The organism is Streptomyces sp. NBC_00259, from assembly GCF_036181745.1.
GTDB lineage: Bacteria > Actinomycetota > Actinomycetes > Streptomycetales > Streptomycetaceae > Streptomyces > Streptomyces pratisoli.
Window position 1 is genome coordinate 3,284,878 of the sequence record NZ_CP108080.1, and the last position, 24,890, is coordinate 3,309,767.

Consider the following 24,890-nt stretch of genomic DNA (forward strand, 5'->3'; position numbering starts at 1 on the left):
GCAGAAAGGCAAGGGCCGTGGTGTCCACGGTCGCTTCTGACACGTCCTCCGGCAGGTCCTCCGGCACATCTTCCGCGTCTTCCGGCACGCCCTCCGCGACATCCCGCGCGTCCTCCGGCATGCCCTTCGGCGCGTCCTCCGGCGCATCTTCCGCGTCTTCCGGCACGTCCGGTGCCGACGCGGCTCCCGGTGCCTCCGGCTCCGGCTCGTCCTCACGGCGTCCTGGCTACGGGCAGCTGCTCCGCACTCCCGGGGCCTGGTCGTTCCTGCTCCCCGGATTCGCCGCCCGGCAGCCCTTCGCGATGCTGACCATCGGCATCGTCCTGCTCGTGCAGCACACCACCGGCTCGTACGGCAGCGCAGGCGCCGTCGCCGCCGTCACCGGTGTCTCCATGGCTCTCTTCGCTCCGCAGAGCGGCAAGCTCGCCGACCGCTTCGGCCAGCGCGCCGTGCTGGTCCCCGGGGTGCTGGTGCACTCCGCGTCCGTCGCCGCGCTGACCGTGCTGGCACTCGCGCACGCTCCTCTGTGGGTGCTCTTCGCGGCCGCTGTGCCGGCCGGTGCCTCCGTCCCGCAGGTCGGCCCGATGGTGCGGGCCCGCTGGGCGGCGAAGCTCGGAGGCTCTCCGCTGATGCCGACGGCGGCGGCGTTCGAGTCCGTGACGGACGAGTTCACCTTCGTGGTCGGCCCGGTGCTGGCCACCGCCCTGTGCACCGGTGTGCACCCGGCCGCAGGACTGATCGCCGAGGCCGGGCTGACCCTGGCCGGCGGTCTGCTGTTCGCCGCCCAGCGCCGCACGCAGCCGCCCTTCGGCCGCCCGTCCGCCGGTGAGCGCGAGGCGCATGTGTCCGCGCTGTCCGTGCCGGGCGTACGGGTCCTGGCCGTGGCCTTCCTGGGCATCGGCTCCGTCTTCGGCGGTATGCAGGTCTCGCTGACCGCGTTCTCGGAGGAGATCGGGCAGCCCGGTATGAACGGTCTGCTGTACGGGCTCTTCGCGGCCGGCAACATGCTGGCGGGCATCGCCATCGGCGCGATCGCCTGGAAGTCCGGGCCGCGACGGCGTCTCGTGCTCGGCTACGGAGGGCTCGCGATCGCCGCGTCCCTGCTGTGGGCGGCGCACTCCGCGGTACTGCTCGGAGCGCTCGGCCTGGTCGTCGGCGTATGCATCGCGCCCGCGCTGATCAGCGGCTTCACGCTGGTCGAGACACTGGTGCCGGGATCGGCCCGTACCGAGGCGTTCACCTGGCTGACGGGCTCCGTGGCGCTGGGCCAGGCGGCCGCGGTGACGGTCGCCGGGCGGCTCGCCGACGGGTACGGCGCGAGCGCCGGATTCCTGGTGCCGCTGGTGGGCACCGCACTGGCCCTGATCACGCTCGTGGCGTTGCGGTCACGGCTCGCGCCGCGGTCGCACAGCCGTACCGTCGCACGTGGTGTCGGTCACCGAGTGCCCGTGACGGTGGACTGATCCGCGGGAATACGTCACTATGGACCGTCGTTAGCACTCATCGAGTGAGAGTGCCAGGAGGAAGACAAGTGCCGACCTACCAGTACCAGTGCACCGAGTGCGGCGAGGGCCTCGAGGCGGTGCAGAAGTTCACCGACGACGCCCTGACCGAGTGCCCCAGCTGCGACGGACGCCTCAAGAAGGTGTTCTCGGCGGTCGGCATCGTCTTCAAGGGCTCCGGTTTCTACCGGAACGACAGCCGCGGCGCGTCGTCGAGCAGCACGCCGTCGTCGACCTCGTCGTCGTCCGCCTCTTCGTCTTCTTCCACGGACACCAAGTCCTCGTCCTCGGACTCGAAGCCGGCGGCGAGCACGTCCGGCTCGTCCGGCGCTTCCAGCAGCGGTACGACCGCCGCCTGATCCAGTTCTTCGCGTCAGGGCCCCACCGTCTTCGGACGGTGGGGCCCTGGGCGTTCACGGCGGGCAGCCGGCGCATTCCGTGTGCACCGGGCGCATTCCGGCGCGTGTTCGGGCGCGGCTACTGTGATCGCCATGGCCAACGCAGACAGCGCACAGCGCGCGGACATCGGCGTGATCGGCGGCTCGGGTTTCTACTCGTTCCTGGAGAACGTGACCGAGGCCGAGATTCCGACGCCGTACGGCAGCCCGAGCGACTCCCTGTTCTTCGGCGAGATCGCCGGCCGCAGGATCGCCTTCCTCCCCCGGCACGGCCGCAGCCACCGCCTCCCTCCTCACCGCATCAACTACCGCGCCAATCTGTGGGCCCTGCGGTCCGTGGGCGTCCGGCAGGTGCTGGGGCCGTGCGCCGTGGGCGGGCTGCGGCCGGAGTACGGACCGGGCACGCTGCTCGTCCCGGACCAGTTGGTCGACCGTACGAAGGCCCGCGCCGACACCTACTTCGACGGTGAGCCGCTCTCGAACGGGGAGGTGCCGAAGGTCGTCCATGTGTCGCTGGCCGACCCGTACTGCCCCTCCGGCCGCGCCGCCGCGCTGGCCGCGGCACGCGGACGGGACTGGGAGGCGGTCGACGGCGGCACGCTGGTCGTGGTCGAGGGGCCGCGCTTCGGGACCCGCGCCGAGTCGCGCTGGCACGCGGCGATGGGCTGGTCGGTGGTCGGGATGACCGGTCACCCGGAGGCCGCGCTCGCCCGTGAGCTGGAGCTCTGCTACACGACGATGACGCTCGTGACGGACCTCGACGCGGGGGCGGAGAGCGGTGAGGGCGTCTCCCACGGGGAGGTGCTGAAGGTCTTCGCCGCGAACGTGGACCGGCTCAGGGACGTGCTGTTCGACGCGGTGGCCGGGCTGCCGGCGAACGAGGACCGCGACTGCCTGTGCGGGAACGCGCTGAACGGGATGGATACGGGGATAAAGCTGCCGTAGCGGTGAGCGCGCGGTGCATCAATCGCCCGTGAGGGTGAGGGAGTTGTCCACAAGACCTGGGCTGTCCACAGGTCCGGGCGGGGCGGCGCGTGAGCGGGGATCGTGAAGGGCGTTGGGCATCCACACCCTTCACACGACTCACGACGGGCGGTCACGACCATGACGCAGCTACCCCTCTCGCTTGCTTCCGCGCTTTCTTCCTCGCCTCCTTCCACACTTCCTTCCTGCGGGCATGTCCCTCATGCGTCTTCCGGGACATCGGCCCTGCCGCCGGCTCCGGCGCCGGAGCCCTGCGGGGTGCCCGCGTTCCCGCCGCTGAGGGTGCGGGGCGGGCTGCACTGGCAGAGGACGCGGCTGCGGCGTGTGCTGCGGCGGAGGCGGCGAGCCCTGGCGGCGGGTCTGGCGGTCACGGCTGCCGCGCTGGCCGCCTGGGTGCCACGCGCACAGGTCGGGACCGACGCCCGGGGTGAGCCGGTCGCGCTGCCCCGGCATGCGCCGCCTCGGCCCGCTCCACCGCCACCGGTGGACATCGTGTCCGCGCCGGTGCGCATCGCCGACGCCGAGACGGTCCGGCTGCTGGAGCCCGGCGACCGCGTGGACGTCATCGCGGCCTCCGGCTCCCCGGCGGGCACGGGCTTCGGCGCGGCGTACGGCAGGGGTTCGGGCCCGCGAGAGGGGTCGCGCACGGACTCCGACGCACGGGTCATCGCGACCGGCGCCCGGGTGGCCGACGTTCCACGGGCGAGCGAGGGTCCCCAGGAGGGCGGGGCGCTGGTCGTCCTGGCTGTGCCGCGTCCGGTCGCGGCGGCGCTCGCCGGAGCGAGCACCACATCACGTCTGGCGGTGACGCTGTGCTGAATCGTGTCCCGGCATTCCGTGCACGCCCCGTTCCCCGTGCACGCTCCGTTTCCCGTGCACGCCGTGTTTCCCCCGCCCGTCCCGTACGGCCGGTGGCAGGCCCGCCCGGCCGGGGTCAGAGGTGGTGCGGGGGCTTCTCGTCGAGGAAGCGGGCGAGGTCGGTGGCGCTGTCGCCGCTCGTCGGAGGCCGCTCGCCCCACCCGCGGTCCGTATCGTCCGAGGATTGCTGGTCCAGCGGATCGTCGAAGATCAGCGCCGGCTTGGGAAGGGGCTGCCGGGGCTCCTCCGCATCACGCGGTCCGGGGGCGGGGGCGGTGCTCATGGACTCAGGGTACGCCGGGGGCGGCGAGGGTCAGCGGTCCTTCGGGTCGAGCAGCCAGAGGCCGAGGACCACCAGGAACGAGAGCACGAGGAATCCGGCGCCCCACCAGGCGGTGCCCGTGTTCCCGCTCATCCACTCGTCGACGGTGATGGTCAGCCCCCAGAGCTGGCCGACGATGACGGTGAGGGCGAGTGCCAGGCGTGCCGTGAGCTTGGAGGAGCGTTCGGGCTCCTGCTCGCTGCCGGCGCCCGGCCCCGGGCCCGTGTGCCGGATCCGGGGGTCGCCGTAGCCGCTGGTGGAGCGGATCTGCGGATAGCGCTCGCGCACCGGCCGGTTCAGCCGGGGCTGGGCGCTGCCGGGGCGGTAGTCGGGCGGTGGGGTGTTGGGCTGCGAGGGAGGTGTGGTCATGAGCGGAGCCCCTCCTCCCCTGTGGAACGAGCGCCCGGGCAGCCGAGTCTGGCGGCCATCTCGGGGCGGTCCTCGAGGAGTTGGCGGCACAGCCCTTCGGTGGCGGACTCGCCGGAGCGGGTGGTGCCGACCGCCCAGACGCTGCCGTCCGCCTCCTCGATGAGGAGCACCTTGGGCAGCGGCCTCGGCGGCGGGCCGGCGGTGACCTCACCGGTCCGCGGGTCGAAGATCCCTTCGTGGCACGGGCAGTACAGCTCGCCTTCGCTCCCCCGGTCCGCGCGCCAGAGCACCCCGCAGGCGAGATGCGTGCAGACGGCGGAGTAGCCGACGAGGCTGCCGTCTCCGAGGCGTACGGCGACGGCGCGGTCCGCTTCTTCCGGGTAGCGGAACGCGATGGACTCCCCGGGCAGCAGCCGGCCGGCGATCCGCTTGGGGGCCGGGATTCCTTCGCTGTCGCCGTGCCGGTGAAGTACGCCCGCGGCGACGCCGATACCGCCCACGGCGAGGCCGCCGGAGACGGTCGCGACGATGCGGAGGTAGTCGCGGCGGGTGGTGAGGGAGTCCGCGGCGATCCGGTCCTCCAGCGCCTCCTGTGCGGCGTCCGTCGCGCCCGGTCCTTCGGCCGGCGGCTGTTCGGTCACGCTCATCGGACGTCCACTCCGTTCACCTCGACCACGGGCAGTCCGCCGGGCACGGGCCACTGGACCTTGTCGGCGGGGACGACCATGGCGACCCCGGTGGTCACGGTCGTACGGCCGAAGGTGAAGGAGTCGACGACCTGGACTCCAGGGCGTTCGGCCTGGAGTTCCTCGACGGTGCCGTAGAAGAGGGCGCCGGTGGGGCAGACCGTGGCGCACATCGGGGCGAGGCCGTCGGCGGTGCGGTCGTAGCAGAGGTTGCACTTCATCTGCAGCTTCGCCTGGAGGTCGATCTTCGGGACACCGAAGGGGCAGGCGTTGACGCAGTTGGCGCAGCCGATGCAGCGGGTGGTGTCGGCCTGCTGCACCACTCCGTCCGCGGTGACCAGGATCGCGTCGGCGGGGCAGACCTCGGCGCACGGGGCGACCGGGTCCTCGCAGTGCATACAGACAGTGGGAAGGGAGGCGACGGAGTGACCTTCGTCGGGGTAGTCGAGATGGATCATCGACTTTCCGCGGTGCGAGTCGCATTCACGGCATGCGGAGACGCATGCCTGGCACCCGATGCAGCGCCCCGGGTCGATGAAGATCGTTCTGCCCATCATGGTTCTCGTCAGCTCCTCTCCGCGGTGCCACGGCCCTGCGGGACGGTGGGCGGCAGGGGGTCGGTGCGGGACACCTGGGTCTCCGGGTACGCGTGGTGGCCGGGAGCGGTCGGGGGCTCGGGGACCTCGTCGATCTGCTCGGCGCGCTCGATACGACAGGCGCAGACCTTGTACTCGGGGATCTTCGACCGGGGGTCGAGGGCGTCGATGGTGAGCGCGTTGGCCGCGGTGGGGACGGGCCAGTGGTACGGGACGAAGACGGTGTCCGGGCGGATGGCCTCGGTCACCAGGGCGGGGAAGACCTCGCTGCCACGGCGGGTGACGACGCGGACCGGGTCTCCGGAGCGGAAGCCGTGGGAGGGGTGGACCTCGATCCAGGGGCGTGGGGTCTGTTCGACGAGGGCGCCCAGCCTGCGGGTCTGGTTGCCGGAGAGGAAGTGGGCGACGGTCCGTCCGGTGGTGAGTGTCATCGGGTGCTCGTCGTCGTACGGGTCCATGGGCGGGTGCCATTCGACGACCTGCATATGGATCTTGCCGTTGGGATGGTAGGTCTTCCCGTCCTCGAACAGGCGGGGGGTGCCCGGGTGGTCCGTGGAGGGGCACGGCCAGGCGATGCCGCCGGTCTCCTCCAGGCGTTCGTAGGTGATGCCGTAGTAGTCGTTGACCGTTCCGGCGGAGGCGATGCGCAGCTCCTCGAAGACGTCGCGCGATCCGGCGAAGGCGAACTTGTCGCCGACGCCGAGGCGCTGGGCGAGCTGGCACATGACCCAGGTGTCGGTGCGTACGCCCGGGAGCGGTTCCTGGGCCTTGTTGTGCTTGACCACGCGGGCTTCGGCATTGGCCATCACGCCCTCGTCCTCGGCCCAGGTGGTGACGGGGAGGACGACGTGGGCGTTGGCCGCGGTCTCGGAAAGGAAGAAGTCGAGTTGGGCATGGAATTCGATGGCGTCGTACCCCTCCTTGACCACGCGGTAGTTGGGGAGGGAGACAAAGGGGTTGTTGCAGATGCCGATCAGCCCACGGATCTCGTGGCGCTGCATCTGCCAGACCATTTCCATCATCGAGGTGCCGGCGGGCGGGAGTTCGGATTCCTCGATGCCCCAGATCTCGCAGATCTGACGGCGGTGCTCGTCGTTCGTGATGGAGCGGCCCCCGGGAAGGAGGTCGGACTTCTGGCCGTGTTCACGGCCGCCCTGGCCGTTGCCCTGGCCGGTGATGGTGCCGTAGCCGGCTCCGGGCTTGCCGATGTTGCCGGTGGCCACACAGAGGTTGATGACGGAAAGGCAGTTCTCGACGCCCTGCGAATGGTGCTCGATACCCCGGGCGTGCCAGGCCATGGCTCGTGGGGCGCGGGCGAACATGCGGGCGACCTGCACGATCTGCCGTTCCGGGACGCCACAGATCTCCGCGGCCCGCTCGGGGGGATACTCCGCGACCTTCTCCCGGACCTCGGCCCAGCCGGTGGCATGGGCGGAGATGAAGCTCTCGTCGTCGAGTTCCTCCCGGATCACGACATGGAGCACGGCGTTGAAGAACGCCGAGTCGGTGCCGGGTTTGAGGGCGACATGGATGTCGGCGGTGCGGGCGATGGCGGTCTCGCGCGGATCGATGACGATCAGGCTCGCACCACGGTCCCGGGCGCCCCACAGATACTGGGTCATCACGGGGAAGCACTCACCGACGTTGGAGCCGGCGATGAGGAGGCAGTCCGTCTGCAGGATGTCGGCGAAGGGATTGCCGGCCCGGTCGATCCCGAAGGCGAGCTTGTTGGCCCCGGCGGCGCTGACCATGCACAGCCGGCCGTTGTAGTCGACGTGCCGGGTCTTCAGGGCGACCCGGGCGAACTTGCCGACGAGATACGTCTTCTCGGAGTACAGGCTGGCGCCGCCGAGCACGCCGAAGGCGTCGTTGCCGTACGCGGACTGGATGCGCTGCATCTCGGCGGCGGTGAAGTCGAGCGCCTCCTCCCAGGACGTCTCACGGAAGGGTTCGTCGCGGGAGCGGCGGATCAGCGGGCTGGTGAGCCGGTCCGGATGGTTGACCTGCTGATAGGCGTTGATGCCCTTGGGGCAGAGGCGCATCCGGTTGATGTCGTGGTTGCGGGGCTCGACGCCGAAGACCTTGCCGCTCTTGTTGACGCGCAGATACATGCCGCACTGGACACCGCAGAAGCAGCAGTGAGTGGGGACGAGGGTCTCGCCCCCCTGGTCGGCGCGCCACCGGTCGGCCGGGATGCCTCCGGCGTCCCGGAAGTTGCGGGTGCCGGGAGGAGCGAGGGAGGGATCCAGCGGGACGGGCTGCTCGGTCACTTGAAGCCCTTCTTGACATGGGTGAGGTAGGCGTTGCCGCGCAGCACCCGCTTGCAGCGCGGGCAGTACTGCGCCCACTCGTCGAAGTCGAGTTTCAGATCGCGCATGGTGCCCTGCAGGTTCTCGACATAGGGGGTGGTGTCGATGGGGTCGCCGCAGCGGCGGCAGGTGAAGATCTGCTCGTCCTGCCGGGCCGTGTACTTGAACAGCTGCATACCGACCGCGGCGGGGCGCTGGACGATGTGGAAGAACTTGCCGAAGGGCAGATGGATGAGGGTGAAGACCACCGACACCATGTGCAGGATCGCCAGGAACTCGTAGCCGCCGCCGTGCAGGAAGATCGACGAGAAGGTGAGGAGCAGACCGGTCACCGAGATGACGAGCAGGGCGATCAGCGGGATCAGGTCGTAGGCGAACCGCTGGCCGGTGATCGCCCCGCGGTCCTTCATCCGCCGCCACATGAAGTACGAGGCACCGGCGATGACGAGCACGGCGGCGAGGTCGAGGCCGTGGAACATGACCCAGCCGAAGAAGCTCAGCGCGTCGAACCCGAGGACCTTGAAGCCCCAGATCCGCATGTCGTAGCCGGGTCCGGAGCCGGTGGGCGAGGTGAAGGTGAACCAGCCCCAGGTCAGCGGGAAGGTGATCAGCGCGGCCAGCACACAGCCCCAGAAGATCAGCTGGTGAGCGGCCCAGCGTGCGTGCGAACGGGCTCCGAGGAACTTCTGGAAGCCGAGATAGGTGGCGATCATCCTCGGCAGTGCGGTGGGTGCCCTGCGGAAGTTGGCGGCGGAGAAGAAGCTGCGCCAGCCCTGCCGGAACAGCCGACGGGCGCCGGGCGAGGAGATCCAGACGGTGTAGCGGTAGGTGATGCCGAAGGCGAGGAAGACGGTGGCGACGGCATAGGGGAGGAGTGCGGAGTCGAAGTCCGTGAGGAGCCGGCTGCCGAGAACGATCGCGATGATCAGCAGTACGCAGACGGCGGCGCCCGCCAGCGAGGCACGCCGGCGCACGGCTCCCGGTGTCTCCTGGCGGGCGGGCGGTGGAGCGGGCGGCGCGGACGGCGCGGCGGACGACGCTTGCGGGCTCTGCGTGGGCTCGGACGGGTCGTTCACGCCGCCACGCTAGGGGCTCTGTGCGGGTTGGTCCTGTTTTGCTACTCACGGGGGTGAGGGCTTCGCTCAAATGGCGTCCATACCGTGCCGGCGGCGCCGCGCCACCGCCGGACGTCGGACCTCGGACGTCGGACATCACGATCCTGCGGTGCGGCTCAGGACCGGGCTCGTACGCGCGTCTCGTCACGCCGTCCCGCTCGCTCTGGTGTGCTGGAGGCATGACCTCCACTTCCGCATCCGCCGAGAGCGGCGGCCCGGGACCCAGGCGCCGTATGCGTGCGCGCCGTCGCGACGAGGCCCATCGCGCCGCGACCCCGCTGGAACTCTTCTTCGACCTCTGCTTCGTCGTCGCCGTGAACCAGGCCGGGTTGCAGCTGGTCCATGCCGTGGCCGAGAACCACGCCGGACACGGAGTGCTCAGCTACGCCATGGTGTTCTTCGCGATCTGGTGGGCGTGGATGAACTTCACCTGGTTCGCCTCCGCGTACGACACCGACGACATCCCGTACCGCCTCGTGACGCTCATCCAGATCGCGGGCGTGCTGATCCTCGCGGCCGGGGTCGCGCGCGCCTTTCTCGACCAGGACTTCGTGGTCGTCTTCGTGGGCTACGTGGTGATGCGGATCGCGCTCGTCGGGCAGTGGCTGAGGGTCGCGGCGTCGACCCGTGGCGCGGAGCGGACGACGGCCCTGCGGTACGCGGGCGGGATCGTGCTCTGCCAGATCGGCTGGCTGGCGCTGCTCGTCCTCCCGACGCACGTACGGCCCTGGGCGTTCCTGGTGCTGGCGCTGGCCGAGATGGCCGTACCGCTCATCGCCGAGCGCTCCATGGCCACCAGCTGGCACGCCCACCACATCGCCGAGCGCTACGGCCTGTTCACCATCATCGTGCTCGGCGAGACGATCCTGGCCGCCACCGTGGGAGTGCGTTCCGCACTGGATGTGAGCAACGCGCTGGGGGTTCTGGTGCCGATCGCCGTCGGAGGGCTGCTGATCGTGTTCGCCGCCTGGTGGATCTACTTCGCCGTCCCGGTCCACGTCCGGCTGGAGGCCGGCGACGAGGCGTTCCTGTGGGGCTACGGCCACTACGTGATCTTCGCGTGCGCCGCGGCCATCGGCGCGGGTCTGGAGGTCGCGGTCGAGACGGCCGTCCACAAGTCGCACATCTCCGAGGTCGCGGCGGCGGCCGCGGTCACCGTGCCCACGGCGGCGTTCCTGCTGACCGTCTGGCTGCTGCACGCACGCCACTTCAAGCACGGCCTCTGGCAGCAACTGCTCCTGCCCTGCTCGGCGCTGGTTATCCTCCTCTGCACCCTGGCGGGCGAGCACGCCGTGCTCGCGGCCGGGCTGGTGGCGGCCGCCACGGTCGCGACCGGAGAGACACTGACCCGCCGCGCGGGCCGCCCCGGCCCACGGGCCACCGCCGGAGCACCGGCCGGGTGATCGACGCCACGGGCGGAGCTCTCCCGGACCCGGCCACGCCGCCCGGCACGCGTGATACGCAGAACGCATGGCAGACAAGGCACCGAACGACGCGCTGACCGACGTGCCCGGCCTCCGGGTCGGCCACGCCCGGCTCTCCGGGGAGGGCGCCCTCAGCGGCACCACGGTCGTCCTCGCTCCCGCGGGCGGGGCCGTCGCCGCGGTCGACGTCAGGGGTGGCGGACCCGGCACCCGGGAGACCGACGCGCTCGACCCCCGCAATCTGGTCCAGCGCATCGACGCGGTCGTCCTGACCGGAGGCAGCGCGTACGGGCTGGACTCCGCGTCCGGCGTGATGGCGTGGCTGGAGGAGCAGGGCCGCGGGGTCCCGGCCGGGCGGGAACCCGGCCAGGTCGTACCGGTCGTCCCCGCCGCCTGCGTCTTCGACCTCGGCCGGGGCGGGGACTGGCGGGCCAGGCCGGATGCCTCGACGGGACGCGCGGCCGTGGAGGCGGCGGCGCTCACGGAGCCGGGCGCGCCGGTGGAGGAGGGCTCGGTCGGCGCCGGGACGGGAGCGGTGGTCGGCCGTATCAAGGGCGGCATCGGCACGGCGAGCACCGTCCTGCCCAGCGGGGCGACGGTCGCGGCGCTGGTCGTGGCCAACGCGGCCGGTTCGGCGGTCGACCTGGACACCGGTGTGCTCTACGGGCAGTACGTCACGGGCGGGCTGCCCGTTCCGCCGCCGCCCGAGGTGCACGCGGCAGCCCTGCACCGGCTCGCGGAGGCCGCCGACCGCAACGGGGCACCGCCGCTGAACACCACTCTCGCCGTCGTCGCCACCGACGCCGAACTGACCCGCGCCCAGGCGCAGAAGCTCGCCGGCACGGCGCACGACGGTATCGCGCGCGCCGTGCACCCGGTGCATCTCCTCAACGACGGCGACACCGTCTTCACCCTGGCCACCGGCGCCCGTCCGCTCGACGGCCATCCGCTCGCCCTCAACGCCGTTCTCGCGGCGGGCGCGGATGTCGTGACGAGGGCGATCGTCCGCGCGGTGCTGGCCGCACGGAGTGTCACAGGGGCAGGCGGCGACTTCCCCTCGTACACGGAGCTGTACGGGCTCGGACCACACGGCGCCCGAAACGCGGACTGACGTACTACGTCAGGGAGTTGAGGCGTGCGCGGGCGGCGCGCGGAACTTTCGCGTGTGAGCCGCTCGTTTTCCGGAACCCTGGACGCGATGTCAGACCCAGGGACTACGTTAAGCAGTCATCAAGTGACGTGTGGCAACGGCCTGGAGATCCGGGAGATCCACCTTGAACGATCCCTACGAGACAACCGAGTCGCACCTCGAACGGCTCCTGGGTCGGGCACTCAACTCCTTCGACCTTCCCGACACCATGGTCGACCGTCTCGAATCCGCGCTGGCCCACGACAGTTCGCTGCACTCCTCGCACCACAGCGCTGCCCTGCACCGTACGACCTACCGGCATGCGTATCTGCTGGCCGACGGCTCCTCCCTCACCCTGTGGGAGCTCGTGCACAACAGCGGACGGGGCGGCGCCCGGCAGCACGAGCTGTACGTGGACGAGTCGGAGGCCCGGCTCGCGGCGTCCAGGCTGCGCTCGGAGCACGGCGGACGTACCGGCCACGCGGCGATATCCGGCGCCGCGCCCGAGGCGGACCCCGGCACCGAGGGGCTCGACGCCGAGCTGGAGCTGCTCGGCAGGCTGCTGGCGGCCCCTCCGGCGGTCCCCTCGCGCAGGTACGTCCCGGACGACTCCGCGGACCACGCCCGGCGGCTGCTGCGCCGAGCCGAGAATCCGGACCGGCCGGGCGAGGACACCGCCAGGCTGCTTCGGGCGGCGTTCGCGCACCACATCGGCCAGGCGTTCGGCCGGCAGTGCCTCGCCGACGCCCGGGACGCGGGCTTCACGCTCTACGAGCACGCGTTCCTGCTGCTCGACGGCACGGAGCTGAGCCTGTGGGAAGTGGAGCACACGGCCACGCCCGACGGCCGTCACATGTGCGAGGTGTACGAGGACGAGCACACCGCGCGCGAAGCCATGGAGCTCCGCGCGCGGGTGCGCTGACCCGAGGGCTCCCGACGGCCCGGCGGTTCCGGCAGTCCGGCAGTCCGGCAACAACCGACGGCCCGGCAGCCGACAGCCGACGGCTCAGACCGCTGTGACGACCCCGGACTTCTCGGCGGTGGCCGCGGGCTGCGGAGGAGTCTGCGAGGTCTTCCGCATGCCCTTCAGCAGGATCACCAGACCGGCGCCGACCACCGTGCCCGCGAGGATCGCGAGCAGGTAGAGGAACGCGTTGCCGATCAGCGGGACGACGAAGATGCCGCCGTGCGGTGCGCGCAGTGTGCACTCGAAGGCCATCGACAGGGCGCCGGTGACCGCGCCGCCCGCCATCACCGAAGGGATGACCCTCAGCGGGTCGGCGGCGGCGAACGGGATCGCGCCCTCCGTGATGAACGAAGCGCCCAGCACCCAGGCCGCCTTGCCGTTCTCGCGTTCCGCCTTGGTGAACAGCTTGCCGCGCACCGTCGTGGCCAGTGCCATCGCGAGCGGCGGCACCATGCCCGCGGCCATCACGGCCGCCATGACCTTGAGCGAGCCCTCGTTGGGATTGGCGAGGCCGCCGACCGCGAAGGTGTACGCGACCTTGTTGAGCGGGCCGCCCAGGTCGAAGCACATCATCAGGCCGAGGATCGCGCCGAGGATGATCGCGTTGGCGCCGCTGAGGCCGTTCAGCCAGTCGGTGAGGGCCTGCTGGAGCGAGGCGAGCGGCTTGCCGATGACCAGGAACATCAGGAAGCCGACGATCGCGGAGGAGATCAACGGGATCACGACGACGGGCATGATGCCGCGCAGGACCGCGGGCACCCTCACCTTCTGGATCGCCAGGACGACGGCGCCGGCGAGCAGTCCGGCGACCAGGCCGCCCAGGAAGCCCGCCTTGATGGTGATGGCGATCGCGCCGCCGACGAAGCCCGGGACGAGGCCGGGGCGGTCGGCCATTCCGTACGCGATGTATCCGGCGAGGACGGGGATCAGGAAGCTGAACGCGAGCCCGCCGATCTGGAACAGGAGCGCGGCCCAACTGGTGTGGTCGCCCCACACGAAGACGTCGGCGACGGATTTGGCGCTGGTGATCTCGTAGCCGCCGAGGGCGAAGCCCAGGGCGATGAGGAGACCGCCGGCGGCGACGAACGGGATCATGTAACTGACGCCGGACATCAGCCACTTGCGGAGCTTGCTGCCGTACCCCTCACCGGGCTCGCCCGCGCTCTCGACGGGGGCGGGCCGGGACGCGGCGCTCACCTCGCCGCGGGCGGCCTTCTCCCGGGCCTCGGCGATGAGTTCGGCCGCCCGGTTGATCCCGGCCTTCACCCCGACGTCCACGGTGGGCTTCCCGGCGAAACGCTCCTTGTCCCGTACGGGGACGTCGTGCGCGAAGATCACGGCGTCCGCGGCCTCGACGACCGCGGCGTCCAGCCGGGCGAACCCGGCGGACCCCTGCGTCTCCACGGTGACCTCGACCCCGGCCTCCTGCCCCGCGCGCTCCAGGGCTTCCGCGGCCATGTAGGTGTGCGCGATCCCGGTGGGACAGGAGGTGACGGCGACGACCCGGAAAGGTGTGGAACCCTCCGGCTCCGCGGCACCCTCGCCCGGCACGGACGCGGGCGCAGACGCAGACCCGGGCGCGGGCGCGGGCGAAGGCACGGACGCGGGCGAAGGCACGGACGCGGCAGCCTGCTCCGCACCAGTGCCAGTGCCGCTACCGGTACCGGTACCGGCGGGAGGCGTGATCCGGTCGGTCTCGGGGCCCGTCGGCGCCTCGGCGGCGGAAACAGCGGAAGCCGCGGAAGCAGCCGACGCGTCCGCCGGCTCGACATCGCCGCGGACGAGGGCCGCCGCGGTCGTCGGGGAGTCCGTCTCGCGGAGGGCGGACGTGAAGTCCGGGTCCATCAGGCGGCGGGCGAGGGCGGAGAGGATGGTGAGGTGCGCGTCGTCGGCGCCCGAGGGGGCCGCTATGAGGAAGACGAGGTCGGCGGGTCCGTCGGGGGCGCCGAAGTCGATGCCGGTGGCGGCGCGTCCGAAGGCCAGGGTGGGTTCGGTGACATGCGCGCTGCGGCAGTGGGGGATGCCGATGCCGCCGTCCAGGCCCGTCGGCATCTGCGCCTCACGCGCGGCCACATCGGCCAGGAAGCCGTCGAGGTCGGTGACGCGGCCGAGCGCGACCATGCGCCCGGCGAGCGACCTGGCCGCCTCTTCCTTCGTCGCGGCGGCCAGGTCGAGGTCGACCAGGTCCGCGGTGATCATGTCGCTCATCGCGGGCTCCCTTGCTCCGTGAGTGCGCGGTCCAGGGGGACGTCCGCGGTCACCAGGACCGCGGCGGGATCGAGGTCGGACGGCGTGGGCATCACGCTGCCCGGCAGTTGGACGGCGGCCGCGCCATGGGCGACCGCGGCGGCCAGGGCGTCTGGTCCGTCGGCGCCCGCCGCCAGGAAGCCGGCCAGGGACGCGTCGCCCGCGCCGACGTTGCTGCGTACGGCGGCGACCGACGCGGCACCGTAGAACGCGCCGGCGCCGGAGACGAGAAGCTGACCGTCCGCTCCGAGGCTGGCCAGCACCACGCCCGCGCCACGCGTGCGCAGTTCCTCCGCCGCCTTCACCGCGTCGCCGACCGTGGCGAGCGGCCGTCCGACCGCCTCGGCGAGTTCGTCGGCGTTCGGCTTGACGACATCGGGCCGGGCGGAGAGCGCCGCCGTCAGCGACGGCCCGGAGGTGTCCAGCGCGATCCGGGCGCCCGACTCATGGGCGCGGGCGACCAGTTCGGCGTACCAGGAGGGCGCCAGGCCACGCGGCAGGCTGCCGCAGCAGGCGATCCAGCCGGCGGTACGGGAGCGCGCGGCGACCGTGGCGAGCAGCGCCTGCGACTCCGCCGCCGTGAGTTCGGGCCCCGACGCGTTGATCTTGGTCAGTGTGCCGTCCGGCTCGGCGAGCGCCACGTTCGACCGGGTCACTCCCGCGACGGGCACGACCGCGGTCTCGATGCCCTGCGCCGCCAGCAGTTCCGCGACGAGCCTGCCGGGTGGGCCGCCGAGCGGCAGTACGGCGACGGTCCGGTGTCCGGCCGCCGCGACCGCCCGCGAGACGTTGACGCCCTTGCCGCCGGGGTCCATGCGGTCGCCGGTGGCCCGCAGCACTTCGCCGCGCGCCAGGTCCGGGATCTCGTACGTCCGGTCCAGCGAGGGATTCGGGGTGACGGTGAGAATCATGTACGTACTACTTCCGTGCCCGCGGCCTCGACAGCCGCGGCGTCCTCGGGGCTGAGCCCGCTGTCCGTGATGAGCAGATCGACGTCGGCGAGGCCCGCGAAGCGGGCGAAGTGCTCCTCGCCGTACTTCGCGGAGTCGGCGAGGAGCACCACGCGCCGCGCCGCCGCGACGACGGCGCGCTTGACGGCCGCCTCGGCGAGGTCGGGTGTGGTCAGCCCGCTTCCGGCCGAGAAGCCGTTGGTGCCGAGGAAGACGACATCGGCCCGGATCTCCCCGTACGCCCGCAGGGCCCAGGCGTCGACGGCGGCGCGCGTGCGGTGGCGGACGCGGCCGCCGACGAGATGCAGGTCGATCCCGGGGTGGTCGGCGAGCCGTGCGGCGGCGGGCAGCGCGTGGGTGACGACGGTCAGCGAGCACTCCAGCGGGAAGGCCGCGGCCAGCCTGGCCACCGTGGAGCCGGCGTCGAGGATGACGCTGCCGTCCTCGGGGAGTTCGGCGAGGGCGGCATGCGCGATGCGGTCCTTCTCGTCGGCGGCGGTGGACTCACGCTCGGCGAGGTCCGGCTCGAAGTCGAGCCGTCCGGCCGGGATGGCCCCACCGTGCACCCGGCGGACGAGCCCGGCCCGGTCGAGGGTCTTCAGATCGCGCCGGATGGTCTCGGCGGTGACCTGGAACTCGTCGGCGAGAGACAGCACGTCGACCCGTCCGCCCTCACGGGCGAGGCGGAGGATCTGCTGCTGACGCTCCGGTGCGTACATGTGGGTTTACGTCCGCTCTATGCCCGAACCTGTGGTTTCACAGTCAGGCTACGCCTCTGTTGACACGAAGTAAACAGACTCGGGCATCACGCGGGCACATACGGACGCGAGCAGGCACAGAAAGAGGCCCGGCGCCAGGGAACATCCCGGCGCCGGGCCTCTGCTGAGAACCTCTGCGGCTCAGCGGAGCAGCGGAACAGTCGGCTCAGCGGACCAGTCGGCTCTGCGGAGCAGTCTGCTCAGCGCGTCAGCACCAGCTCCTGCTCCTCCGTACCCGCGCCGGCGCCCTCCCCGGAGGCGTCCGCCCCCTCCAGGTGCTGTTTCGGCCGCGCCGGCAGGGCGAACATCACCGCGAAGATCACCGCGAGCACCGCCACGACCCACCACAGCGAGCCCTGGAACGCGTCCGCGAAGGCCCGGCCGACGGCTCCCTGCGACGTCAGCGGCTTCTCGTCGATCACCCCGAAGAACACGACCGAGACCAGTCCGAGGCCCAGCGCATTGCCCATCTGCCCGGTCGTGTTGATCAGCCCCGACGCCGACCCGGCGTGCTCACGCGGCACGTCGGAGAGCACCGCGTCCGTCAGCGGCGCCACGATCAGCCCCATGCCGAGCCCCATGATCACGAGCGGCGCGATCATCTGCCAGGAGTGGATGTCCGTGCCGTACCGCCCGGCCTCCCAGATGTAGAGGAGCAGCCCGGCCGCCATGGTCAGCGCACCCGCCTGCAGCACCTTGCGGCCGAAGCGCGGCACCAACTTCTGTACGGACAGGCCGGCGGCCAGCGACACCGCGATGGAGAACGGCACTCCGGTCAGGCCCGCCTTGAGCGGGCTCCAGCCCAGACCGATCTGCATGTACAGCGTCCAGACCAGGAAGAAGATGCCCAGGACCACGCCGAAGGTCAGCTGGACCGCGATACCGGCGGCGAAGCTCTTCACCCGGAACAGCGACAGCTCGACGAGCGGCGAGCCGTCCTTGCGGGTCTTGCGCTTCTCGTACGCCACGAACACGGCGAACACGAGCGGGCTGGCCGCCATGCACAGGTGGCCCCACAGCGGCCAGTCCAGCTCACGGCCGCGCGTGAGCGGGTAGACCAGCATGAGCAGACCGGTGGTGACGAGGGCGACGCCGACCAGGTCGAGGCGGAGCGCCTTCTCGGCACGGGACTCGGCGATGAACTTCCGGCCGAGGATGACTCCCGCGACACCGACCGGCAGATTGATCAGGAAGATCGGCCGCCACTCGAGGCCGAACAGGTTCCACTGGGTGAGCAGCGCGCCGAGCAGCGGGCCCGAGACCGCCCCGAGGCCGACGATCGCGCCGAACATCCCGAACACCTTGCCGCGTTCGTGCGCCGGGAAGGTCACATGGATGATCGCGAGGACCTGTGGCACCATCATCGCGGCCATCGCACCCTGCAGCAGCCGCGAGGCGACCAGCATCTCGGGTCCCGCGGCGAATCCGCAGAGCGCGGAGGCGATCGTGAAACCGGTGATACCGACCAGGAAGAGCCGCCTGCGGCCGTAGATGTCACCGAGTCGTCCACCGGTGATCAGGCCGGCGGCGAAGGCCAGCGCGTACCCCGCGGTGATCCACTGGATGGCACCGAACGACGCGCCGAGATCGTGCTCGATCGACGGGATCGCGATATTGACGATGGTGACGTCGACCAGGTCCATGAAGGCGGCCGTCATGACGATGGCCAGGGCTATCCAGCGGCGCCGGTCGGCAGGGGCAGCGGGGTCGGGAGCCGTATCCAGTACGGCGTCGTGGGAGCTCATGCGGAGAAACCTAGGAACGATATAGGTCAGTTCATGTCCTAGAACCCTGGGAACCTGAGTGTTATGAGAGACACGCCGGCACGACTGCTGAATCTGCTGTCGCTGCTCCAGACGCCGCGCGAGTGGCCGGGCAGTGAACTCGCCGAACGGCTTCAGGTCAGCCCGCGCACGATCCGCCGGGACATCGACCGACTGCGCGACCTCGGCTATCCCGTCGAGGCGACGAAGGGCGCGGTGGGCGGATACCGGCTGGTCGCGGGTGCCGCCATGCCGCCGCTGCTCCTCGACGACGAGGAGGCGGTCGCGATCGCCGTGGGGCTGCGGGCCGGCGCCGGCCATGCCATCGAGGGCGTGGACGAGGCGTCCGTACGTGCCCTGGCCAAGCTGGAGCAGGTGCTGCCGTCACGGCTGCGGCACCGCGTCTCCACGCTCCAGAACGCGACGATCCCGCTGACCCGCGGCGACGGGGCGACCGTCGACCCGCACACCCTCACCGCCATCGCGGCGACCGTCACCGGCCGGGAGCGGCTGCGCTTCGGCTATCGCTCGGGCGACGGTACGGAGACGAAGCGGCAGGTCGAGCCGTACCGGCTGGTCTCGACCGGGCGGCGGTGGTACCTCGTGGCGTACGACCTCGGGCGGGAGGACTGGCGTACGTTCCGGGTCGACCGGGTCAGCGAACCGTTCGCCACCGGCGCCCGCTTCACCGCGCGTGAGCTGCCGACGGGCGGGGACGCGGCGGAGTTCTTCTCGCACTCCATGTCCCGCAACCAGCCGGAGCACACGCTGGACGTCAGCTTCGAGGCACCGGCGGACTTCGTCGCCGCCCGGCTGCCGGACTATCTGGGCGCGCCCGAGCCCACCGGCCCGGGCACCTGCCGGCTGCGCACCCGTTCGCAGGACTCGCTGGAGTGGGTCGCGCTGCGACTCGCCCTGGTCGACTGCGAGTTCACGGTCCACGGGCCGGCTTCACTGTCCGACTACCTGACGGAACTCGGCGCACGTCTGACCCGGGCGGGCAGCTGAGCGCGAAGGACCCCGGCACCAGGGGGGGTAGGGTGCCGGGGTCCGCTCTCGGGGGCGGGGGCAGATCGCCCATCGCCCGTCGCGTCGGCGCTCGTCGCGCCGCTGGCAGTCGCGCCGCCGGCGGTCGCGTCGCCGCCGTTACGCCGCCGCGTCGAAGCCCGTGTCCCGGGCCATCCGCTTCAGCTCCAGCAGCGCGTGCTTCTCGATCTGACGGATGCGCTCGCGCGTGAGGCCGTGCTCCTTGCCGACCTCGGTCAGCGTGCGCTCGCGGCCGTCCTCGATGCCGTACCGCATCCGGATGATCGAGGCGGTGCGGTGGTCGAGCCTGTCGATCAGATCGTCGAGCTCCTCGCTGCGCAGCAGCGTCAGCACGGACTGCTCGGGCGACACCGCGGAGGTGTCCTCCAGCAGATCGCCGAACTGCGTCTCGCCCTCGTCGTCCACCGCCATGTTCAGCGAGACGGGGTCACGGGCCCAGTCCAGCACATCGATGACCCGCTCCGGCGTCGAGCCCAGCTCCGCGGCCACCTCGGCCGGCTCGGGCTCGCGGCCGTGCTCGCGGTTGAACTCCCGCTGGACGCGGCGGATCCGGCCCAGCTCCTCGACCAGATGGACGGGCAGCCGGATCGTACGGGACTGGTCGGCTATGGAGCGGGTGATCGCCTGGCGGATCCACCACGTGGCATACGTGGAGAACTTGAAGCCCTTCGTGTAGTCGAACTTCTCCACGGCGCGGACCAGGCCCGCGTTGCCCTCCTGGATCAGGTCCAGCAGCGGCAGTCCGCTGCGCGGATAGCGCCGCGCGACGGCCACCACCAGGCGGAGGTTCGACTTGATGAAGACGTCCTTGGCGCGCTCGCCGGCTTCGACGAGGGCCTGCAGCTCCTCACGCGAGGCGCCGGCCGCGCCACTGTCCACTTCTTCGCCGAGTATCTGCCTCGCATAGACGCCGGCCTCGATCGTCTGGGAGAGCTCGACCTCCTTGGCGGCATCCAGCAGCGGCGTGCGCGCGATCTCGTCGAGATACATGCCGACCAGATCGCGGTCGGCGATCTCCCCGGTCGAGGCGCGAACACTGCTTGCCCCATCAGCCCTGGTCCCATTGGCGGCGGACTGACGACGGGCGACGGCACGGGTTGCCATGCGAGCTCCCTTGCTGAGTAGGTCGCGACACCCTCCCGGGTGCCCTGCATCCGACGGAAACAACGACTGGAATCCGGACAGAATTCCCACGCGGTGCACAGATTTTCGTGATCTTGCAGTACCCTGCACCGCCGCTGACGCCACCAGCGTCCTGAGCGTGCACAGAAACCGCAGGTCAGAAGCGCGGTTCCACGGCGCCGCCCGCCACCGCGCCGCCACCCGTGAAGACGACTCCGACCTCGATCTGGTTGCTCCGCCCGGATCGCCCTACCCGGATCGCCCCGCCCGAACCGCACGAGGCGGTCCGTCCGAGCACGAGCCGGATCGTCCTAACCGAACTGGACCGACCTCTTCGCCAGTCCCATCCAGAATCCGTCGATGACACTGCGGACACCACGACCGCCACCGCTCGACAGGTCCCCCTCCGAGGCCCCGAGGGTCACGAACAGCGGCGCGAAGTGCTCGGTCCGCGGATGGGCCAGCCGCCCGGCCGGGGCCTTGCGCTCGAAGTCCAGCAGCGCGTCCACATCGGCGGCGGCCAGCGCCCGCTGCCCCCAGTCGTCGAACTCGGCCGACCAGCCGGGCACCGTGCCGCCCGTGTGCCGCAGCGCCGCCAGATTGTGGGTGAAGAAGCCGCTGCCGACGATCATCACACCCTCGTCGCGCAGCGGTGCCAGCCTGCGCCCGATCTCCAGGAGCCGCCGCGGGTCCAGGGTCGGCATGGAGACCTGGAGTACGGGGATGTCGGCACCGGGGAACATCTCGACGAGCGGGACGTACGCCCCGTGGTCGAGGCCGCGGTCGGGGATGTCCTGCACGGGCGTGCCGGGGCCGCGCAGCAGTTTCCGTACGGACTCGGCGAGCGCGGGCGCACCCGGGGCCTCGTACCGCACCCGGTAGTAGTGCTCGGGGAAGCCCCAGAAGTCGTGGACGAGGGGCACGGTCCGCGTCGCGCCGAGCGCGAGCGGGGCCTCCTCCCAGTGCGCCGAGATCATCAGGACGGCCGTGGGCCTGGGCAGCGACGCCGACCACGCGGCGAGCTGGCCGGGCCAGACCGGGTCGTCGGCCAGGGGCGGTGCGCCGTGCGAGAGATAGAGGACGGGCATCCGTTCCGCGGGAGCGGTGGTGCCGGCGGTGCCGGTCACGTCAGCAGCGTTCACGGGAGCCTCCCGGCAGTCAGCCTGAAACCTTGAACCTTCAAGTTCCTTCGGGAGATACCGTACGCAGATCTAGTTCAACTTTCAAGAACAGGCCGTACGATAGATGCATGACCACGGCACCGAACGCGGGTGAACCCCGCTGGCTCACCGCCGAGGAGCAGCGCGTGTGGCGCTCCTACCTCCACGCCACGACCCTCCTCGAGGACAGTCTCGACCGCCAGCTCCAGCGGGACGCGGGCATGCCCCACATCTACTACGGTCTGCTCGTCCAGCTCGCCGAGGCACCGCGCCGTCGTCTGCGTATGACCGAGCTCGCCAAGGACGCCAAGATCACCCGCTCCCGGCTCTCGCACGCGATCGCCCGCCTGGAGAAGAACGGCTGGGTGCGCCGCGAGGACTGCCCCTCCGACAAGCGAGGGCAGAACGCCTGCCTGACGGACGAGGGTTTCGACGTCCTGAAGAAGGCGGCACCCGGCCATGTCGCCGCCGTACGGCAGGCGATCTTCGACCGGCTCAGCCCGGACCAGGTGCGCCAGCTGGGCGAGATCACCCGGATCATGACCGAGACCCTCCAGCCGGACGGCACCGGCGCCGACCTCCCCTGGCTGCGCTGACCGCACGCACACGGGCCCCTGCCGGTGTCCGCTGGACTCCGGCAGGGGCCCGCTCCCTGCCCGTGGTGCCGACTGTCGGCGGCGTCGGCCGCCCTCGACGCGGCACCGCCGGCCTCAGTGGGCGACGACCGGGATCCTCACCTCGTCCTCGGCGGTCTCCCCCGAGGACGCCACGGTCGTGGGGCCGGGCCGGCCGGAGTTGATGAGGACGAACGCGATCACGGCGGAGGCCGCCAGGATGCCGACGGCCCACCAGATGGCACTGGAGTAGCCGTGCACCATGCCCTGGAGCTGGAGCAGCTGCTGGGCCTCGGGACCGGTGGCCCCGGCCGCGTGCGAGGCGATGTACGAGGTCGTCGCGGACGCGGCGATCGTGTTGAGCAGCGCCGTGCCGATGGCGCCGCCGACCTGCTGCGAGGTGTTCACCATCGCCGAGGCGACACCCGCGTCCCGCGCCTCGATGCCGTACGTCGACAGGGACATGGCCGGCATGAAGGCCGTACCCATGCCGAGGCCGAGCAGCAGCTGCGCCGGCAGGATCAGCCCGGCGTACGAGGAGTCGATCTCCAGCTGGGTCAGCAGCAGCATGCCTGTGGCGGCGACCAGGAAGCCCGGGCCCATGAGCAGCCGGGGCGGGACACGCGTCATCAGCCGGGCGCCGATCTGCGTGGAGCCCGTGATCATGCCCGCGATCATCGGCAGGAACGCGAAGCCCGTCTTCACGGGCGAGTAGCCCTTCACGACCTGCAGGTAGTACGTGAGGAAGAGGAACAGGCCGAACATCGCGATGATGGCGAGGCCCAGCGAGAGGTAGACCCCGCCGCGGTTGCGTTCGGTCAGCACGCGCAGCGGCAGCAGCGGCGACTTCACCCTGGCCTCGACCGCGACGAACGCGGCGAGGAGCACGGCGGAGGCGACGAACAGGCCGATCGTCGTCGGGTCCGACCAGCCGTCGGACTCGGCGCGGGTGAAGCCGTAGACGAGCGCCACCAGTCCGAGGGTGGACAGGACGACGCCGGGGACGTCGAGCGGCGAGCGGTTGCGGCCGCCGGCCGGCTCACGGATGACGAAGTACGCGCCCGCGGCGGCGATCACCGCGAAGGGGATGTTGACGTAGAAGGTCCAGCGCCAGTCCAGGTACTCGGTGAGGAACCCGCCGAGGATCAGACCGACCGCGCCACCGCCACCGGCGATCGCGCCGTAGATCCCGAACGCCTTGGCGCGCTCCTTGGCGTCGGTGAACATCACGGCGAGCAGCGACAGTGCGGCCGGCGCGAGCAGTGCGCCGAAGGCACCCTGGAGCGCGCGCGAACCGAGCAGCATGGCCTCGCCGTTCGCGGCTCCGCCGAGCGCGGACGCGGCGGCGAAGCCGAGCAGACCGACCACGAAGGTGCGCTTACGGCCCCACAGGTCGGCGATGCGCCCGCCGAAGAGGAGCAGTCCGCCGAAGGCGAGGGCGTAGGCGGTGATGACCCACTGGCGATTGCCGTCCGAGATCCCGAGGTCCTGCTGGGCGGAGGGCAGCGCGATGTTCACGATCGTCGCGTCGAGCACGACCATCAGCTGGGCGACGGCTATGAAGACGAGCGCTTTCCAGCGACTCGGATCGGGCCCGGCGAAGTCGGGCAGTTGGGTCTCGGCCGTTTTTGACATGGAAGAAGCCACCTAAGGGTGCGAAGTGGTGAAAAGGCGCTGTACGTACGGGCGTCGCGAAGACAGGTGTGCGTAAGGAGGCGGGTCGTGAGAGGAGGTCGTGAGACGTGAGGTCGTGAGACGAGGTCGGGAGGAGGTGAAGGAGCCGAAGGAGTCAGGGGGCGGAGGGGGCGGAGAGGGCAGAGGAGGTGCGGCCGGCGCGCGTCGTCGTTACGGCCCGCGCCTCAGGTCCTCCAAGGTCGCGGCCGTGCCCGGGAGTTCGGAGCGCGCGGGCGCCTCGATGCCGTCGAGGAACAGCTGGAGATGGCGGTGGGTGTACCGGTCGATGTCCAGGCAGGCGAAGCCCGGAAGCGGCCGGGTGAGCTGGGAGAGGGCGACCAGCAGATCTCCGACGGCGACGTCGGCGCGGAGCCTTCCTGCCGCATGGGCACGGTCGACGAGACCCTGGACGACCCCTTCGAGCCGGTCGCGTTCGGCGAGCAGGTCGGGATGGTCCTTGTCGAAGTCGACGCCTCCGGCGAGCATCGGGCACAGGGCGCCGATCCGCTCGTCGGCGGCCGCGTGGGTGAAGCGGCTCAGCGCGACGAAGGGGTCCGACTCCCCCGCGGCCGCCTCCTCCGCGCGCTCGGCCGTGCCGCCGAGGACGGCGAGGACGACCTCGTGGACGAGGGCCGCCCGGTCCGCGAAGTTCCGGTAGAGGGTCGCGTTGCCGACGCCGGCGCGGCGGGCGATCTCGTCGAGCGGCACCTCGGGGCCGAACTCGACGAACATCTCCCGGGCCGCCGCCACGATCCGCTCCCTGTTGCGCAGGGCGTCGGCCCGCGGCCGGGTGGCGCGGCGCTCTGCGGTGTCGGTGGCGGGGCTCACGGCTCCACGTCCTTCCAGTCCTGTTGATCGCTGCTTGACGTTGCTCGGTCGGTGCTCGGTCGGTGCTC

At 71.3% G+C, this 24,890-nt stretch carries 24 protein-coding genes; 9 read left to right on the forward strand and 15 right to left on the reverse strand.

What is annotated here, in order from left to right; genetic code table 11:
* The first annotated feature begins 302 nt into the window (after positions 1 to 302).
* The 4 genes from OG766_RS14635 to OG766_RS14650 all read left to right on the forward strand — a co-directional run bounded on the left by OG766_RS14635 (position 303) and on the right by OG766_RS14650 (position 3,703).
* The gene (locus OG766_RS14635; RefSeq protein ID WP_423247181.1) at positions 303 to 1,463 is read left to right on the forward strand and encodes an MFS transporter; all 1,161 of its coding nucleotides are present in this window, start codon (positions 303 to 305) and stop codon (positions 1,461 to 1,463) included.
* 68 nt (positions 1,464 to 1,531) lie between these two features.
* Positions 1,532 to 1,861: an FmdB family zinc ribbon protein gene (locus OG766_RS14640; protein ID WP_266378943.1), complete on the forward strand. Its 330-nt coding sequence runs from the start codon at positions 1,532 to 1,534 to the stop codon at positions 1,859 to 1,861.
* A gap of 132 nt (positions 1,862 to 1,993) precedes the next feature.
* Positions 1,994 to 2,845, forward strand: coding sequence for an S-methyl-5'-thioadenosine phosphorylase (locus tag OG766_RS14645; RefSeq protein WP_328725508.1), 852 nt, complete (start codon positions 1,994 to 1,996; stop codon positions 2,843 to 2,845).
* 297 nt (positions 2,846 to 3,142) lie between these two features.
* On the forward strand, positions 3,143 to 3,703 hold the full coding sequence (locus OG766_RS14650) for an RcpC/CpaB family pilus assembly protein (protein ID WP_443045495.1): 561 nt from the start codon (positions 3,143 to 3,145) through the stop codon (positions 3,701 to 3,703).
* Between the two features lie 115 nt (positions 3,704 to 3,818).
* Here the strand turns inward: OG766_RS14650 and OG766_RS14655 are convergent, their stop codons facing one another.
* Genes OG766_RS14655 through OG766_RS14680 form a run of 6 tightly spaced genes read right to left on the reverse strand, consistent with a single transcriptional unit; the run spans position 3,819 to position 9,100 of the window.
* Entirely contained in the window at positions 3,819 to 4,025 is a 207-nt protein-coding gene (locus tag OG766_RS14655; protein ID WP_266378950.1) for a hypothetical protein, read from the reverse strand.
* Between the two features lie 30 nt (positions 4,026 to 4,055).
* Positions 4,056 to 4,433 carry a hypothetical protein gene (locus tag OG766_RS14660; RefSeq protein ID WP_328725510.1) on the reverse strand — a complete coding sequence of 126 codons (378 nt, stop codon included), beginning with the start codon at positions 4,431 to 4,433 and terminating at the stop codon, positions 4,056 to 4,058.
* Positions 4,430 to 5,080, reverse strand: a complete 651-nt coding sequence (locus OG766_RS14665; protein WP_328725511.1) for a QcrA and Rieske domain-containing protein — start codon at positions 5,078 to 5,080, stop codon at positions 4,430 to 4,432. The genes OG766_RS14660 and OG766_RS14665 overlap by 4 nt, the downstream gene beginning before the upstream one ends.
* Positions 5,077 to 5,676 carry a 4Fe-4S dicluster domain-containing protein gene (locus tag OG766_RS14670; protein WP_328725512.1) on the reverse strand — a complete coding sequence of 200 codons (600 nt, stop codon included), beginning with the start codon at positions 5,674 to 5,676 and terminating at the stop codon, positions 5,077 to 5,079. The genes OG766_RS14665 and OG766_RS14670 overlap by 4 nt, the downstream gene beginning before the upstream one ends.
* Positions 5,677 to 5,684: 8 nt before the next feature.
* Positions 5,685 to 7,985: a molybdopterin oxidoreductase family protein gene (locus OG766_RS14675; RefSeq protein ID WP_328725513.1), complete on the reverse strand. Its 2,301-nt coding sequence runs from the start codon at positions 7,983 to 7,985 to the stop codon at positions 5,685 to 5,687.
* Positions 7,982 to 9,100, reverse strand: coding sequence for an MFS transporter (locus OG766_RS14680; protein WP_443045496.1), 1,119 nt, complete (start codon positions 9,098 to 9,100; stop codon positions 7,982 to 7,984). The genes OG766_RS14675 and OG766_RS14680 overlap by 4 nt, the downstream gene beginning before the upstream one ends.
* Positions 9,101 to 9,318: 218 nt before the next feature.
* Here OG766_RS14680 and OG766_RS14685 point away from each other — a divergent pair, with 218 nt between their 5' ends.
* The 3 genes from OG766_RS14685 (at position 9,319) to OG766_RS14695 (ending at position 12,614) form a co-directional block, all read left to right on the forward strand.
* Positions 9,319 to 10,542: a low temperature requirement protein A gene (locus tag OG766_RS14685; RefSeq protein WP_266378962.1), complete on the forward strand. Its 1,224-nt coding sequence runs from the start codon at positions 9,319 to 9,321 to the stop codon at positions 10,540 to 10,542.
* A 67-nt stretch (positions 10,543 to 10,609) separates the two neighbouring features.
* On the forward strand, positions 10,610 to 11,674 hold the full coding sequence (locus OG766_RS14690) for a P1 family peptidase (RefSeq protein ID WP_328725514.1): 1,065 nt from the start codon (positions 10,610 to 10,612) through the stop codon (positions 11,672 to 11,674).
* A gap of 163 nt (positions 11,675 to 11,837) precedes the next feature.
* Positions 11,838 to 12,614, forward strand: coding sequence for a DUF6227 family protein (locus tag OG766_RS14695; protein WP_266378967.1), 777 nt, complete (start codon positions 11,838 to 11,840; stop codon positions 12,612 to 12,614).
* Between the two features lie 84 nt (positions 12,615 to 12,698).
* Here the strand turns inward: OG766_RS14695 and OG766_RS14700 are convergent, their stop codons facing one another.
* The 4 genes from OG766_RS14700 to OG766_RS14715 form a co-directional block, all read right to left on the reverse strand.
* Positions 12,699 to 14,867 carry a fructose-specific PTS transporter subunit EIIC gene (locus OG766_RS14700; protein ID WP_328725515.1) on the reverse strand — a complete coding sequence of 723 codons (2,169 nt, stop codon included), beginning with the start codon at positions 14,865 to 14,867 and terminating at the stop codon, positions 12,699 to 12,701.
* Entirely contained in the window at positions 14,864 to 15,817 is a 954-nt protein-coding gene (gene pfkB / locus OG766_RS14705; RefSeq protein WP_266378974.1) for a 1-phosphofructokinase, read from the reverse strand. The genes OG766_RS14700 and pfkB overlap by 4 nt, the downstream gene beginning before the upstream one ends.
* The gene (locus OG766_RS14710; RefSeq protein WP_266378977.1) at positions 15,814 to 16,575 is read right to left on the reverse strand and encodes a DeoR/GlpR family DNA-binding transcription regulator; all 762 of its coding nucleotides are present in this window, start codon (positions 16,573 to 16,575) and stop codon (positions 15,814 to 15,816) included. The genes pfkB and OG766_RS14710 overlap by 4 nt, the downstream gene beginning before the upstream one ends.
* Positions 16,576 to 16,814: 239 nt before the next feature.
* A complete protein-coding gene (locus OG766_RS14715) occupies positions 16,815 to 18,359 on the reverse strand; it encodes an MFS transporter (protein WP_266378979.1) in 1,545 nt (514 codons plus the stop codon).
* Between the two features lie 63 nt (positions 18,360 to 18,422).
* On the opposite strand from OG766_RS14715, the gene OG766_RS14720 reads away from it, so the two are divergent.
* Entirely contained in the window at positions 18,423 to 19,385 is a 963-nt protein-coding gene (locus tag OG766_RS14720; protein WP_328725516.1) for a helix-turn-helix transcriptional regulator, read from the forward strand.
* Between the two features lie 138 nt (positions 19,386 to 19,523).
* Here OG766_RS14720 and OG766_RS14725 read toward each other — a convergent pair whose 3' ends face one another.
* From OG766_RS14725 to OG766_RS14735, 3 genes are all read right to left on the reverse strand, one after another.
* Positions 19,524 to 20,528: a sigma-70 family RNA polymerase sigma factor gene (locus tag OG766_RS14725; protein WP_266378985.1), complete on the reverse strand. Its 1,005-nt coding sequence runs from the start codon at positions 20,526 to 20,528 to the stop codon at positions 19,524 to 19,526.
* 175 nt (positions 20,529 to 20,703) lie between these two features.
* A complete protein-coding gene (locus OG766_RS14730) occupies positions 20,704 to 20,844 on the reverse strand; it encodes a hypothetical protein (RefSeq protein WP_328725517.1) in 141 nt (46 codons plus the stop codon).
* 13 nt (positions 20,845 to 20,857) lie between these two features.
* Positions 20,858 to 21,634: a dioxygenase family protein gene (locus OG766_RS14735; RefSeq protein ID WP_266384144.1), complete on the reverse strand. Its 777-nt coding sequence runs from the start codon at positions 21,632 to 21,634 to the stop codon at positions 20,858 to 20,860.
* A 161-nt stretch (positions 21,635 to 21,795) separates the two neighbouring features.
* Here OG766_RS14735 and OG766_RS14740 point away from each other — a divergent pair, with 161 nt between their 5' ends.
* Complete coding sequence (locus OG766_RS14740; RefSeq protein ID WP_266378987.1) at positions 21,796 to 22,302, forward strand: MarR family winged helix-turn-helix transcriptional regulator; 507 nt, start codon at positions 21,796 to 21,798, stop codon at positions 22,300 to 22,302.
* A gap of 114 nt (positions 22,303 to 22,416) precedes the next feature.
* Here the strand turns inward: OG766_RS14740 and OG766_RS14745 are convergent, their stop codons facing one another.
* Positions 22,417 to 23,955, reverse strand: coding sequence for an MFS transporter (locus OG766_RS14745; RefSeq protein WP_266378990.1), 1,539 nt, complete (start codon positions 23,953 to 23,955; stop codon positions 22,417 to 22,419).
* A gap of 210 nt (positions 23,956 to 24,165) precedes the next feature.
* Positions 24,166 to 24,822, reverse strand: coding sequence for a TetR/AcrR family transcriptional regulator (locus tag OG766_RS14750; RefSeq protein ID WP_328725518.1), 657 nt, complete (start codon positions 24,820 to 24,822; stop codon positions 24,166 to 24,168).
* Between the last annotated feature and the right edge of the window lie 68 nt (positions 24,823 to 24,890).

Coding starts and splice junctions, on each gene's coding strand:
- OG766_RS14670 (WP_328725512.1), bottom strand. CDS start 5,676: ATGATGGGCAGAACGATCTTCATCGACCCGGGGCGCTGCATCGGGTGC.
- OG766_RS14655 (WP_266378950.1), bottom strand. CDS start 4,025: ATGAGCACCGCCCCCGCCCCCGGACCGCGTGATGCGGAGGAGCCCCGG.
- OG766_RS14665 (WP_328725511.1), bottom strand. CDS start 5,080: ATGAGCGTGACCGAACAGCCGCCGGCCGAAGGACCGGGCGCGACGGAC.
- OG766_RS14745 (WP_266378990.1), bottom strand. CDS start 23,955: ATGTCAAAAACGGCCGAGACCCAACTGCCCGACTTCGCCGGGCCCGAT.
- OG766_RS14740 (WP_266378987.1), top strand. CDS start 21,796: ATGACCACGGCACCGAACGCGGGTGAACCCCGCTGGCTCACCGCCGAG.
- OG766_RS14700 (WP_328725515.1), bottom strand. CDS start 14,867: ATGAGCGACATGATCACCGCGGACCTGGTCGACCTCGACCTGGCCGCC.
- OG766_RS14635 (WP_423247181.1), top strand. CDS start 303: ATGCTGACCATCGGCATCGTCCTGCTCGTGCAGCACACCACCGGCTCG.
- OG766_RS14685 (WP_266378962.1), top strand. CDS start 9,319: ATGACCTCCACTTCCGCATCCGCCGAGAGCGGCGGCCCGGGACCCAGG.
- OG766_RS14720 (WP_328725516.1), top strand. CDS start 18,423: ATGAGAGACACGCCGGCACGACTGCTGAATCTGCTGTCGCTGCTCCAG.
- OG766_RS14660 (WP_328725510.1), bottom strand. CDS start 4,433: ATGACCACACCTCCCTCGCAGCCCAACACCCCACCGCCCGACTACCGC.
- OG766_RS14715 (WP_266378979.1), bottom strand. CDS start 18,359: ATGAGCTCCCACGACGCCGTACTGGATACGGCTCCCGACCCCGCTGCC.
- OG766_RS14690 (WP_328725514.1), top strand. CDS start 10,610: ATGGCAGACAAGGCACCGAACGACGCGCTGACCGACGTGCCCGGCCTC.
- pfkB (WP_266378974.1), bottom strand. CDS start 15,817: ATGATTCTCACCGTCACCCCGAATCCCTCGCTGGACCGGACGTACGAG.
- OG766_RS14735 (WP_266384144.1), bottom strand. CDS start 21,634: ATGCCCGTCCTCTATCTCTCGCACGGCGCACCGCCCCTGGCCGACGAC.
- OG766_RS14725 (WP_266378985.1), bottom strand. CDS start 20,528: ATGGCAACCCGTGCCGTCGCCCGTCGTCAGTCCGCCGCCAATGGGACC.
- OG766_RS14645 (WP_328725508.1), top strand. CDS start 1,994: ATGGCCAACGCAGACAGCGCACAGCGCGCGGACATCGGCGTGATCGGC.
- OG766_RS14710 (WP_266378977.1), bottom strand. CDS start 16,575: ATGTACGCACCGGAGCGTCAGCAGCAGATCCTCCGCCTCGCCCGTGAG.